The organism is Sulfurospirillum barnesii SES-3, assembly GCF_000265295.1.
GTDB lineage: Bacteria > Campylobacterota > Campylobacteria > Campylobacterales > Sulfurospirillaceae > Sulfurospirillum > Sulfurospirillum barnesii.
On record NC_018002.1, the window covers coordinates 2407801 to 2421203 of the forward strand.

The 13403-nt window shown below is 37.9% G+C and carries 9 protein-coding genes; 1 reads left to right on the forward strand and 8 read right to left on the reverse strand.

Features of this window, described 5'->3' with window-relative positions; genetic code table 11:
- Positions 1-2 precede the first annotated feature (2 nt).
- From SULBA_RS12145 to SULBA_RS12180, 8 genes are all read right to left on the reverse strand, one after another.
- Positions 3-446 carry a GNAT family N-acetyltransferase gene (locus SULBA_RS12145; protein ID WP_014770590.1) on the reverse strand — a complete coding sequence of 148 codons (444 nt, stop codon included), beginning with the start codon at positions 444-446 and terminating at the stop codon, positions 3-5.
- Positions 433-1437: a radical SAM/SPASM domain-containing protein gene (locus SULBA_RS12150; RefSeq protein WP_014770591.1), complete on the reverse strand. Its 1005-nt coding sequence runs from the start codon at positions 1435-1437 to the stop codon at positions 433-435. Before SULBA_RS12150 ends, SULBA_RS12145 begins: the two co-directional genes overlap by 14 nt.
- On the reverse strand, positions 1415-3163 hold the full coding sequence (asnB, locus tag SULBA_RS12155) for an asparagine synthase (glutamine-hydrolyzing) (RefSeq protein WP_014770592.1): 1749 nt from the start codon (positions 3161-3163) through the stop codon (positions 1415-1417). The genes SULBA_RS12150 and asnB overlap by 23 nt, the downstream gene beginning before the upstream one ends.
- On the reverse strand, positions 3163-4425 hold the full coding sequence (locus tag SULBA_RS12160) for a hypothetical protein (RefSeq protein ID WP_014770593.1): 1263 nt from the start codon (positions 4423-4425) through the stop codon (positions 3163-3165). The genes asnB and SULBA_RS12160 overlap by 1 nt, the downstream gene beginning before the upstream one ends.
- Positions 4418-5686, reverse strand: coding sequence for a hypothetical protein (locus SULBA_RS12165; RefSeq protein ID WP_014770594.1), 1269 nt, complete (start codon positions 5684-5686; stop codon positions 4418-4420). The genes SULBA_RS12160 and SULBA_RS12165 overlap by 8 nt, the downstream gene beginning before the upstream one ends.
- Positions 5679-7688, reverse strand: a complete 2010-nt coding sequence (locus SULBA_RS12170) for a glycosyltransferase family protein (protein WP_245391468.1) — start codon at positions 7686-7688, stop codon at positions 5679-5681. The genes SULBA_RS12165 and SULBA_RS12170 overlap by 8 nt, the downstream gene beginning before the upstream one ends.
- Positions 7689-7693: 5 nt before the next feature.
- The gene (locus SULBA_RS12175; RefSeq protein ID WP_014770596.1) at positions 7694-9577 is read right to left on the reverse strand and encodes a motility associated factor glycosyltransferase family protein; all 1884 of its coding nucleotides are present in this window, start codon (positions 9575-9577) and stop codon (positions 7694-7696) included.
- 103 nt (positions 9578-9680) lie between these two features.
- Positions 9681-11162, reverse strand: coding sequence for a flagellin B (locus SULBA_RS12180; RefSeq protein WP_014770597.1), 1482 nt, complete (start codon positions 11160-11162; stop codon positions 9681-9683).
- Between the two features lie 147 nt (positions 11163-11309).
- Here SULBA_RS12180 and topA point away from each other — a divergent pair, with 147 nt between their 5' ends.
- The gene (gene topA, locus SULBA_RS12185) at positions 11310-13394 is read left to right on the forward strand and encodes a type I DNA topoisomerase (protein ID WP_014770598.1); all 2085 of its coding nucleotides are present in this window, start codon (positions 11310-11312) and stop codon (positions 13392-13394) included.
- Positions 13395-13403 lie beyond the last annotated feature (9 nt).

Here is a 13403-nt window from a genome sequence, read left to right on the forward strand (position 1 = left end):
AGTTAATCCAATCTGTATTTGTATATTATTCCTGAATATGTTGTTGTATTAACAGTCTTATTTTCTTTACTAAAATCTATAAATCCATTGTTGATAAAAAACTTTTGGGAAGCTTTATTTTCATCGTGTACCCATGCCCAAAGCTCAAGCAAATTTTTTTGATTTGCATAGTCTTGTAGTTTTTCTAAAAGAAGTTTGGCTATACCTTGATTTGGCTTTTTGACAAAGAGTGTTATTTCACCTTTTTTGTTAAGGTATAAAATTCCCACTCCTAAAAGCGCATCATTTTCTATGGCTATCAAAACCTCAATATCTCTATTGTTAAGCCAATCTCTCGTTTCATCACTATTCATTTCAGAAGAAAAAAGTGCCTTAGCATATTGATTTCTCAACGCTACATAATTCTCTAGCCAAACGATATTTTCCTTTAAACTAACTATCTTCACGATGTTTCCACCAAAAAGGTCTAGCTTCTTCTTTCGTTTCACCTAAAGTTTTATTTTCATAATATTCAGCACCAACCGCTTGCCAATCAGGACACGTTTTACAAACTTCTGGCAATTCATTCCAGCGATGCTCCCTATGAATTTTACGAAGCTTTTGATAATGATCATGTTGCCAAATATCTTTTAAACTTTTTTCTTCAACATTTCCAGCTACAAAATTTCCTTCATAATCAACTGCACATGCGACGATATTGCCATTTGCGTGAATTGCCATTGTATTATTTCCCCAAGGACACGCAATCCTAAAATCAGTTTCATAGTCTAAATTACTTGCAACCACATCGCCACTATTTGTCCACGAAAGCATATTTCGAACTTTTACCTCAGCACCTCTTACTTCCCAAAAATCTTTAAACGCAGCAACTTCTAAAGCATTATCATCAATGGCTGAAAACTGACATTGTATAATAGGAAATTCAAGCCCTAACTCTTTTTTTCGAGACAGTAACTTTTCGACATTTGCGTATATCTTATCACGATTTCCACCCACACGAATACGCTCAAACGTCTCTTTTTTAAACCCATCTAAGGAGAGAATAAAACGCTTAAGTCCTGATGTTAAAATCTGATCAATATAATCTTTGCGACCCAATAATTTACCATTTGAATTTAAAACGAGATTGCGAAGCCCTTTATCTCTTGCGTAACACAATCTTTCAAAAAGTTTATCTCCCAAAGTAAATGCCTCGCCATAAAAAGTAGGCCACACCTCGGTATCGGGTGCTAGAAGAGCAATTTCATCAATAATTTTGCAATATATATCATTACTCATATGAAATTTTGGACGTTTCATTATTTTATGATTACAATGTGCACATTTCATATTACACACAGAAGTTGTTTCTACTACAATCTGAGGTGGGAAAGCGTGCTGCTCTAAATTTTTCTCAATGGCGAGTAATTTCTTCTTATGCGTTTCTGATATAACCATATTTTCTCTCCTTATTCCAAATTGTCAATACAACCAAACTCCAAATTTTTGCATGATGAGACGCTCCATTTTCCCATTCCCTTACCAAAGAATCAACATACGCTTGTTGTATCCCAAAATCAACATTAATATCGGACATCTTTAATGTTTCTTTGATGCGATCCTTCCACACACTATCCATCCAACGCCAAATAGGCAAAACAAAACCTTCTTTTGGTCTAAAAACAAGCTCTTTTGGTAAAAACTGCAATGCAACTTTTTTTAAAATATATTTTACTTCTTGCTCTTTGATTTTAAGTGAACTAGGGATATGCCCGACCAATTCAATAAAAGAGCGATCTAAAAAGGGGCTTCTTATCTCAACACTATGTGCCATCGAAAGACGATCTGCGTATTTGAGAACCTGATTAGGAAGCTGATCACAAAACTCACCTTCAAGTGTTTGATGTAATTGTGTTATTGCATGTGCTCCACCAAAAAAAAGTTCTGGCGTACTAATATACTTTCCAAACAACATAGAAAGTTCTTCATCGCTAAAAACATTCAGTTTTTTACGCCATAAACCATTTGACAATTGATAATTTTTTATTTCATCTAATTTAGCTGAATTTCGATGCGTGAAATAACTCCCAAATAACTCATCTGCCCCATCTCCACACAATGCCACTTTTACATGCTGTGCAACCAATGAACACAAAAAATAGGGACTTATGGTTGCAGAAAATGGCTCATCAAACGCTCTTAATACTTTGGACAAAGAGCTCCAAACCTCTTCATGTCCCAATCTATAAATATGCCTTTTAGCTCCAATTCTTTCAGCAACTATTTGTGCAAAACGTTCATCATCATCTTTACCTTCTATGCTATCCTCATAAACCAAGGTAAATGTTTCAAGTTGCTTACTTGTATGTTGGGCTGTCAATGTTGCCACAAGACTTGAATCAAGCCCTCCAGATAAAAAAGCACCAAATTCAACATCCATTTGAGCACGCATTTTTACAGAACGCTCTAAAGACTCTGTGATTAATTTTACATACTCATCTTCGCTAGAAAAAACCAAACTACCATCAAAACAAGGAGTCCAGTAACGTCTTTCATTTACCAAAACTCCTTGATGAAAAATCATCATCGTTGCAGGTGGTACTTGCAGAATGTCCTCATAAATAGAATAAGGTGAAGCAACTGTTTTTTTAGCTAAAAACGCATACAATGCTTTCTCGCAAATCGACGGATTTGGCTTTACATGTAAAAGAGCTTTTATCTCCGAAGCAAAGTAAACATCTCCTTTTTCAAGTGTGTAATAACACGGTTTTTTTCCCACAGGATCGCTTACCAAAATAAGGTTTTGCAAAACACTATCCCATAGAGCAATGGCAAACATACCCTCCAAATGATCCACAAAATCAAGCCCCCACTCTTTGTATGCAAAGGGGATGACTTCCGCATCAGAATGGTTTGAACTAAAGGCGTATCCTAAAGATTCTAGTTCAATTCGCAAGGCTTGAAAGTTGTAAATTTCTCCATTCATCACAGAGACAATTGTATCTTTTACACAAGGTTGCATTCCGCCTTTAATATCCAAAATAGCTAAACGATCCAATCCTAAAGAGCACTCATCTGATTGCCAAAAGCCCCTATCATCAGGACCTCTATGCCTTAAACTCTGTGCCATTTTTTCTAATAATTCTTGATTTTTGGGTGCAACAAAGCCAAATATAGCACACACTATTTTTGCTCCACGAGCATTGCCATAATAATTTTATACCCTTCAATATTTTGAGCTACCATATTACGAGCAAATTCATTACTCTTGTTTGCAATGCTTTCTAATTTTTCAGGATGAAGTATCAATTCTTCAAGTTTTGTATAAAGCGTATCAGAATTAATTCCTATCAAAGGTAAATCTTGGAAAAAAGAGCTATACTCCAAAGGCGCAATTTGCATAAAAAATGTTTGCAATTGGGTATCTATTAATGAAAGAACAACTCTTCCTTTAAGCATTGCTTCCAAAGAAGAAAACTGCAAATAACCATCATTTAATGAATCAATAAAAATATGTGAATCTTCAATTTTCTTAATAGCATCATCTCTTGACAAACCACTTAAGCATTCAACTTCAATTTGAGGATAAACTTTAGACAATTTATCTAATTCATTTTTTATAAAATAACTAGATTTTCTTACACCATGTGAAGCAAAATGAATAATTTTAATTTTAGGTTTTATAGAAGGAAAAGGAACCCTATCAACATCATACACAATATGTCCATGCCATGTTAAAACATCTAATCTTGGTAAAAAATCAATATAAGGTGCATAACCTATGACAAGGTTAGCATATTTACTCCACCAAAAATTACGTTTTTCTCGTTTATAATCCATCATAAAATATTTTTTAGAAAAACGCATATGCCCAAAACGTTGTATTCTATTTACATTTCTTACAGTACTCATAACATCGGTTCCATATGGGTAAAGAACTACTTTTATACCAAATACTTGGTATAAAACGGGTTCAATTCTCCACCATAATGTTCGCTCTAATAATCCACCATCAAAATAAAGATGTACAACTTCAAATCGTAATAAAACCCATACCATAGCCCAATAACTACCTAACATATAAGGAGTATTTCCTATTAAAAACGATGGCATAATATCTTTAAGTGTTATTCCTTTGTGCATTGTACCATTTGACCAATCCTCAAAAGCAAATAAAACACACTCATATTCAGTTTCTAATATATGTTTATTATGAACAAAAGTCACAATAGGATGAGATCCAAAAAACATTCTCTTTTTTAAAGGCTGTTTGCAAGATTTTTTCCATATTACTAAACCTAAAACTATACATAGGAAGAATGGAAAAACAAGCACATCAACAATTCCTCTTATGATATAATATTTTACTTCTTGCCAAAAATAAACAGGTGGTTCAAATGGCGTATCAAGAGCAACCCAACCATGCGTCTGCATATTTTTATTCACTCTTCACTCCATCAAACAAATTTTGAAAAATATTTTTCTCACAAAACCCATCAACAACCCGCTTACTACTCAACTCAACAAACTTGCGAGAATCTTCAATTCGTTTTTTTAACGTATCTTTATCTTCTATGAGTGAAATCAATGCTTGTTTGAGCGTATAAACATTCACATTTACCATAGGCATCTCTCTAAAAAATGTGGCATAAAATACATAATCTTGAACCAAACAAAAATCTATCAAGCGCTGATCAAAATTTGTCAATACCACATTTCCTTTTGCCATTGCTTCAAGTGCACCTGTCCCCATAACACCATTAAAAAGATGCTCGATAAAGATATGAGACTCATCTAAAATAGCAAGTGCTTCTTGGCGACTTGCTCCATAAATACTTCTATACTCTATAGCATATCCCTCAGCCTTAAGCTCTTCACACATCGCTTCAATCGCATAGGAACCTTTTCGTTCACGATGATTAGCAAAATGAGAAACAATAATTTTATCCATATTTTCATTATATCTATAAGGCAGAAGATCCAAATCTACATAAAAATGTGCCATACTAAAGGAGCTAAAACGAGGTAAATAGCGTATATCCCCAGCCATTAAATGAGCATATTGTGCCCACATATAACGAAGTTCTATGCGTTTAAAATCCATCATAAAATAACGTTTTCTAAACCTTGAGAGTCCAAATTTAAAATTGATATCATCCGTACTCTGCAACAAAGTCCACTGATCCGATCCATAGGCTTGAATGATAACTTTTTTAGAAAATAATTCTAAAAGCAACGGCTCCCAACGCCACAATGCAGTTCTCTCTAAAATAGCACCATCAAGGTGCCAATAAAACCCTCTATAACGACGCATTGCCCAAATAAATACAATATAAGGAGAGAGTAAATAAGCGTCATGACATATGAACCATTTTGGCAAAATATCTTTTGCTTGAATATCATAATAAGAAGGCTCATTTAGCCAATCAGTAAAAACAAAAATTTCAATCTCATAATCAAGCAAAGCCCCATTAAGCAGATGTTTATAGTGAATATTACTGACAAGAGAATGTGTTCCAACCATAACACGTTTTTTCTTCGCAGGGAATACTACATTCAATAATCCAACAATTGGCAAAGCAATCATGAAAATAAAAGCACCAAAAACACCAATCATTTTAACCAACAAACTATGTTTTAGTGTTTTTAAAGCTGAAGCAATGGGCTTGTATTCTTCTTCCAAAATAATTAAACCGTCTTTACGCATGATTTGCTTCTTCTACAATGTTTACAAAGTCATCGACTGTCTTTTTAATCTCTAAAAGTTTTTCACTTACCTGCTTTGCAAAAAGGATCATATTTTTTTTCACTTTTTCAAAAATAGTATCATCACTTAAAATGTAATTGGCTATTTTGACATACTCTTCCACGCTAAATGCATGTATTTTCTCAAGAGAATCCAACATACCCAACCTAATATAGGTATCTTTTGCAATATGATTTTTATTTAATAAAATCAAAGGAACACGCCCTTTTGCTATGTATTCATTCAATGCTTCCCCTGAATGCAGGGGAAACGTATCTAAATAATAATCAATAACATACCCATAAAGATGAGGATTCACAAAACCTGTAAAAATAAACCTTTCTTCGTCTATATGGTAACGAATGAGCTTTTCACGAATATTCTGCATATCTCCTTTTCCACAGGCAAGATAGATCGTATTTGGATTATTGCTAAGTATTTTTGAAAGTGCTTCAAGATACACATCACTATCTAACTTAATCAGCCTCCCAATGCTTCCAAGGATACGCTTTCCCGCCCACTTTTTACGTATATTAATGGCTTCTTTTTCAAAAAAATCACTCTGAGGATTTGAAAATTGCTCTAAAATGGGAATGTCAAAGAGACTAAACTTAAATTTTGTTTCTGCTGAAAAATGACTCATTCTCTTATCAATTCCTAATACATCGTACTCAAAATTCCCATGACTCCAAAATATCTGCTTCACACAGCTTCGTGTACTCAATAAAAAACTCGCAATGGGGGTATTATTGTTTACCACTATCATCGTATCAATTTCATTTTTTTGCATATCATGACGTATCGCTAAAGCCCGTGTCAAATGGCTTTGAAAATTGGTTTTAGGATTGAGACTCTCAAACGCAACACATCTTACCTCAAAGCCCAAGTTTCGGATACTTTCAATACATCTTTCATCGTCTAAACTTTTTTCAATGATTGCCATCGAATAAACAATAAGCTCATAATTCTTTTTAAAATCTTCATTTTCAGACAATGCACTTAAAAGCGAAAACTCGACTTTAAAAGGAGAATTCTCCACGATTCTATCTTTTACGAGTGCTATTTTCTTCTTTACATGTAAAGATGTTTTAGGCAAAGAAAGCTTCTGTTCTTCTGCCCATTTGGCATAAAAAGCACTTGCTTCTTCTTCAATTTCAATGTTAAATTCTTTCATCTCTTCTTGCGTTTGAATACGATTGGTGACAATATGACTCATTAAAAAGTGCAAATTCATCACCTCCTCCATCATTCCACGCTCTTTACATGTAACAAAGAGCTGCTTCAAAACAGGATATAAAATATCTCTCCAAGAAGCATGATTTTCAAATCCCTTAATCTGCCAAAAAAAGCCTAATATCCACGTACCAATGCCCATACGAGTCGCATAGCTTGCCTTTAAAAAACGCTCCACATCCAAAGAGTCTGCGAGTCCTTGAATGACCCATTCTACAGGGATTTCAAATGACTCACAAAAACTTCTTAGTGCTTGGGCATTGGCATCCATGAGATGATAACTTTTTCCATCAAACCAAAGATGTTCCCCCATAAACCACGACAAACACTTCACTCCCTCTCCATTTGCCATCTTCAAAACAAATAAAAGATGCGCAAAAATAAAACGCTCTTTTTGAGTGACATCATACGTCGCATAGCTCTGTTCAAGTAAGGCTATAAAGGAGCTTAATGTTGCATCATTCCTCAAAGACGTTTGCGAAAATAAAAACCATAGATTGATATAATTATTCTCTAAAAGATGCCCCTCTTTAAGATACACATACAACTTAGCACGTAACGCCTCTAAAAGATTTATCACATATTCATGGGAGCATTGAAATGTTCCTGTAACACGTGAGCGCTTATAAAGCTCAGGTATATTGGAGCGCAAAATACCCTCAAACGTCTCAAAGTCTAAAGGCTGAGATAAGACTTCAGTGAGTTTTGCAACATAAGCATCATCTACCATCACATTCATACCTTTACCGCAGATGTGCTACCATAGTGGCTTCCTTTGCGCTCCATCGCCACTTGAATGGCATCAATGCAGCCCGCAAGGGCAAAAAGCCATCCTTTATGCGCTTGTATCCACAACGAGAGCTTTTCGTAGCGCTCTTTTTCGTTACATGTAAAGCGTACTTCAATACACGCCAAATCCATCTCTTGCACCAAAAGCATCGACTGCCCCACATGCCAAATCAACTGCTCAAATCGCTCTTCTCTGACACGCTTACGCACTGCTAGAATCTGCGCTTCAAGAGCTTCTAACTGTTCTAGTGTTACGTTTTTGTTTGCCTCAAGGGCTTCGCACAGTGTTGCGGTTTTTAAAAAGAGAGTCTCGACCAACGTTCGTTGCTGTGCTAAAAAAGAGCGAATCGCCTCAATGTTGTGGGCCACCTCTTGTTGTACACGCTTGAGTTCTGTCTCATGAAGAGGCGTCAATGCAATGGGCTTTTTGATTCTGCTTTTATCGACCGTTGTCATCACCTCTTTAAAAGCACGCTCAATCGCTCCAAAAATACGAGCACCACCCTCCGTGGCATTGATGGTTTGCATATGCTCTTTGGTTTCGGCGATATCTTTTTCAAAAAATGCCCGAAACCAGTTCCACACCGCTGTGGTTTTAATGACCCCTCCACCACCGTAACGCTCTACAAATCCATCACCCGCTTTGTGCTTGACCTCATCTTCGCCAAACACATGCCCTGCTGAGTGACTTTTGCCCTCATCGCTGTACGCCAAATCTTGCCCGATGAGCACGCACGTTTTAAAACCACTGTGGTAAATAAGCTCATACGCCTTATTTGCCGCACTCATCCCAATACCCACATAGCCCCACGCATGCGCACCTGTTTCCATCATATAGCCAAAAGGGCGCATATTCATCTGCATCACCCCAGTCTTTATGCTTCCCACCACCTCAGGGTGTTGCAAGGAGCTGAGGGAAAAGACAACGCCTTCAAACGCCTCTTTAGGCGTCTCTTTGAAAAAGCGCCCCGTTAAAGGAATGCGCTCCATGGAGACCACCACATCGGGCTTAATGCCATAGCGTGTTAAAACAGGAAAACTTGCATCCACGGCAAAAATAGTGATATAAGGTGCCATCTCTTTCAAAAGCGGTAATTGTTTGGCTAAAGAGGGACCTGTGGAAACTAAGACGGCAACTTCGGTCGTTTTAGCCTGTTTAAAAAATTGAAGCAAAGGTGGAGTTTTAAGCATCAAAGGAAGGTTCATAAAGTGATGCTCCACCCCCACAAGGGCGTCGTGCACATCATTGCCAGCCGATTGGACACTTTGGTGCAAACACTCCATAAACAAACGATTGCTTTGCATGATGAGTTCTTCATGCATTTCGTAAAACGCACTGCTTACATGTAAATCATAAAGTTTAGCATAGCGCTGTGTCTCAAAGGTGCTAAAAAGTGCAGAGATGGTGGGAAAATTGAGCGCATCTTTTCCAAAAATTACCAAACGATTGCTCGTTAGCTCTCTGGAAAAATCAACCACATTTAACACCACATAAGCGATGTAAGCATCAGGCTCAATCACTACGATACGCTGATGTTTTTGGTTCGCTAAAAGATGTTTCAACAATGCCCCATTGCCTAGACCAAAAAAGTAAAGGTAGGGGTACTCTTGAAACACTTTAAACTGCTCTTTTTGCTCTTCTAAAACCATTTGCGGTTTGGTTGCATACAGGGGTGTAAAGGTTGTGGTATGGACTAAATTAAGTGTTTCAAGCGCTTCATTTTCCATAAAAATCTCATACGGAATTTCTAAAGACAAGCTACTTAGCGCATGGGCAAGAGAAGGATTTTTTAACGAAAGTGCTGAGAAATTTTTTTCATACAAAGCCATGGTTCACCTTTTGTGTCACGTAGCCCTTTTAAAAGCAAGAACTATACCCATAAAAAAAGGGTAGATGGGTCGCCCCATCTACCCTTAGAGAGAAAAATTGTTACTATTGTAACAATTTCAATACATTCTGTTGTGTAGAGTTTGCTTGACTTAAAGCATAACTTCCAGCTTGCGCCATGATGTTATATTTTGAGAACGTTGCAGACTCTTCAGCAAAGTCAACGTCACGGATTTGAGATTCCGCTGATGTTACGTTTACTTGTGTTACAGAGATGTTGTTGATGGTTGATGTCAACTGATTTTGAACAGAACCGATGTTTGCACGAATGGTATCAAGTTTCTCTTGCGCTGTTTGAGCAATTTTAATCATCGCTTGTGCACCCGCATACGTTGTTACACCCGCTGTTAATTCTTGATTAGCGCCTACAACGTTATCATTCGCAAACGCACCCATTGCTTCTGCATCATCCGCGCTAATTGCACTCATCATGTCACGAAGGCTTAAGCTCGATTCACTTTGACTTGTGGTATCAAGGTCTGTTACACCTGCAATTGTCATCTGAATATCCGCTGCACCCGCCTTTGTTAGCGTTAAACGACCTGTTGAAACACCATCAGCAATACCCGTAAGAGTATCTAGGCTATTTGTGCCATCTGAGCTAATTTGAATGGCTCTACCATCAGTCGATGTAAGGTTGAGTTGTCCCTGTGCATCAACGCTTGCAGAAACACCTGTAGTTGACGTAAACTGATTAATCGCATCAACTAAAACACCATTGCTATCATTCGCTTCAACCGCTAAAGAAGCCGCAACAATAGTTCCATTAATGGTGAGATCTTCAACAGTTCCTGCAGCAATCGCTTGATCACCTGTTTGGGTTAAACTCCAACTTGCAGTAACCCCTGTGGTTTCAGAGTTTTTATTAATCACCGAAGCCAATGCCCCAATACCTGTACCCGCACTGGTACTAATGGTAACCGATTCAAATACGATATTATTAGCTGCACCACTTTCAGGAGTATACGTAACCGTTGCTGTACCAAGAGCTGTACCCATAGCACTGGTTTCAAAACGGGTTTGACCAATTTTATCAGAACTGGTTGCATCAATACTCATACTAACGGTTTGGTTAGAGTAAGCACCGATTTGGAACTCTGCATTGGTAAAACTACCTGAAAGCAAGTTTTTACCGTTGAATGAGGTTGAGCCTGCAATGTTGTCTAGGGATTCAACCAATTTAGAAATATCGGATTGAAGCGCTTTACGAGATGCGGGACTTTGACCATCTTGTGCTGCTTGAGTCGCTTTAGTTTTGATGGTATCAAGAATTTTAATCTGTTCATCCATCGCACCGTCTGCAATTTGAGCGATAGATACACCATCGTTCGCATTAGAAACCGCTTGACCCAAAGCATTTGCTTGTGAACGAAGAGAATCGGCAATTGACATACCTGAAGCATCATCAGCCGCTGTGTTGATTCTCAAACCTGAAGAGAGTTTAGACAAAGAGCTACTAAGAGCGCTATTAGTCTTTGTGAGGTTCGTTTGTGCTGCAAGAGCAGAGACGTTAGTGTTAATACGCATGATAAATCCTTTTATCGTTTTATTTCTCGGGCTTCCTTGCCTTTGATGTAAACTACATCGTCACCTCAAAAAAAAACTTTAGCGTTTGGCATAGATTTTTTTTTTCGATAGAATACAAAAAAATGTTTACATGTAACCTATATTATTATGGAAAAATCATTGAAAAATCTCATCATTGTGGAATCACCCACTAAAGCCAAAACGATTAAAAATTTTTTAGGTAAAAATTACACCGTTGTCGCCTCTAAAGGGCATATTCGAGACCTTCCCAAAAGCAGTTTTGGCATTAAAATAGAAAACCAAACCTTTATCCCCGAATACCGTGTACCAAAAGATCACGCCAGTGTGGTTAAAGAGATGAAAGAGCTGGCAAAAGAAGCCGATCAAGTCTATATCGCAACCGATGAGGATAGAGAAGGAGAAGCCATTGGGTTTCACATTGCCACCGCCATTGGTAAAGACCCTAAAAGCTTGCCACGTATTGTTTTTCATGAAATTACTAAACATGCCATTACCCATGCGCTAGAAAATCCTCGCACTTTAGATGAAAGCAGTATTAACGCACAACAAGCCAGACGCCTGCTCGATAGAATTGTAGGCTATAAACTCTCTCCCCTGCTCTCCTCAAAAATCCAAAAAGGCTTAAGTGCGGGGCGTGTGCAATCTTCTAGCCTTAAAATAATTGTCGATAGAGAAAAAGAGATAAAAGCCTTTCAGTCAGAAGAGTTTTGGAGCCTTGATGCACTCTTTAACAAAACCATTGACGCTTTATTGGTTGAGTTTGAGGGTGAAAAAATTGAAAAAATGAGCATAGGCAATCAAGAGCGTGCCTATGCCATCAAAGAAAAACTTTTAAAAGAAGCTTTTCATGTCGCCCTTTTGGAGAAAAAAGAGCGTGAGAGTTCTCCCAGCCCTGCTTTTATGACCTCAACCTTACAACAAAGTGCCTCCAGTGCGTTGGGGTATTCGCCTAAAAAAACGATGATGCTCGCACAAACCTTGTACGAGGGTGTTAAGACCCATCAAGGCGTTCAAGGGGTTATTACCTATATGAGAACCGACTCGCTTAATATCTCTAAAGAGGCGATTGAAGCGGCACGTGAGCAGATTTTAAATCAATACGGCAAAGCCTATCTGCCTGAAAAAGCTCGTTTTTATGCCAACAAAAGCAAAAGCGCACAAGAAGCACACGAAGCGATTCGTCCGACCATTTTGGAGTTCACCCCAGCGATTGCAAGTGCGTATTTGGCTTCTGATGAGCTCAAACTCTACGCACTCATCTACAACCGCTTTTTAGCCTCACAAATGAACAATGCCCGTTTTGAATCCCAAACGCTTATCTTTGAAAGCCAAAGTGGTAAGTTTAAAGCCAGTGGTCGCAAACTCCTTTTTGATGGCTTTTACAAAGTCTATGGCGATAATGACAAAGATAAATTGCTTCCAGATTTAGCGCTTAAACAAGACGTTGCGTTAAGTAAACTTGATGCCAATCAACACTTTACAGAGCCACCTTCTCGCTACTCAGAAGCCAGTTTGATTAAAAAATTAGAGAGCCTTGGTATTGGCAGACCTTCCACGTATGCGCCAACTATCTCGGTGTTAAGTGCACGTGAATACATCAATATTGAAAAGAAGCAAATTGTCCCTACTGAAGTGGCGTTTCAAGTCACGGAGCTTTTAGAGCAACACTTTCCTCAAATTGTAGACTCCTCTTTTACCTCAAACATGGAAGAGCGCCTAGACCTCATTGCGGAGGATAAAGAGGATTGGCAAGCCATTTTATGGAATTTTTACGAACCGTTTGAAGCGCAAGTTGCCAAAGGAAAAACAGAGATTCAGAGCCAAAAAGTTATTGTCTTCACAGGCGAAATGTGCCCTGAGTGTGGTAAAGAGCTTGTGCGACGAAAAGGGCGTTTTGGTGAGTTTATTGCATGCAGTACGTATCCTACATGTAAATACACACAAAACCTTAAAAAAGTGAGTGAAAGTGCTCCTAAAGAGCATGTCAAGCTTGCGGTACCTTGTCCTGAGTGTGGTGGCGATATTATTGAGCGAAGCTCCCGTCGAGGCAAATTTTTTGGCTGTGGTAATTACCCCAAATGCAAATTTATCTCCAATTACGAACCCACTGATAAAAAATGCCCTGAATGTGGCTACATTATGGCAAAACGAGAACTACGTAAAAAAGAGATTTATGAGTGCATTAAATGCAAACACAAAGAAGAGGCGTAAGCACTCTTC

What these genes read in the sequence shown, in the direction of transcription:
- SULBA_RS12150 (WP_014770591.1), bottom strand. Translation starts at nt 1,437, where the DNA reads ATGGTTATATCAGAAACGCATAAGAAGAAATTACTCGCCATTGAGAAA.
- SULBA_RS12165 (WP_014770594.1), bottom strand. Translation starts at nt 5,686, where the DNA reads ATGCGTAAAGACGGTTTAATTATTTTGGAAGAAGAATACAAGCCCATT.
- SULBA_RS12170 (WP_245391468.1), bottom strand. Translation starts at nt 7,688, where the DNA reads ATGGTAGATGATGCTTATGTTGCAAAACTCACTGAAGTCTTATCTCAG.
- SULBA_RS12175 (WP_014770596.1), bottom strand. Translation starts at nt 9,577, where the DNA reads ATGGCTTTGTATGAAAAAAATTTCTCAGCACTTTCGTTAAAAAATCCT.
- SULBA_RS12180 (WP_014770597.1), bottom strand. Translation starts at nt 11,162, where the DNA reads ATGCGTATTAACACTAACGTCTCTGCTCTTGCAGCACAAACGAACCTC.
- topA (WP_014770598.1), top strand. Translation starts at nt 11,310, where the DNA reads ATGGAAAAATCATTGAAAAATCTCATCATTGTGGAATCACCCACTAAA.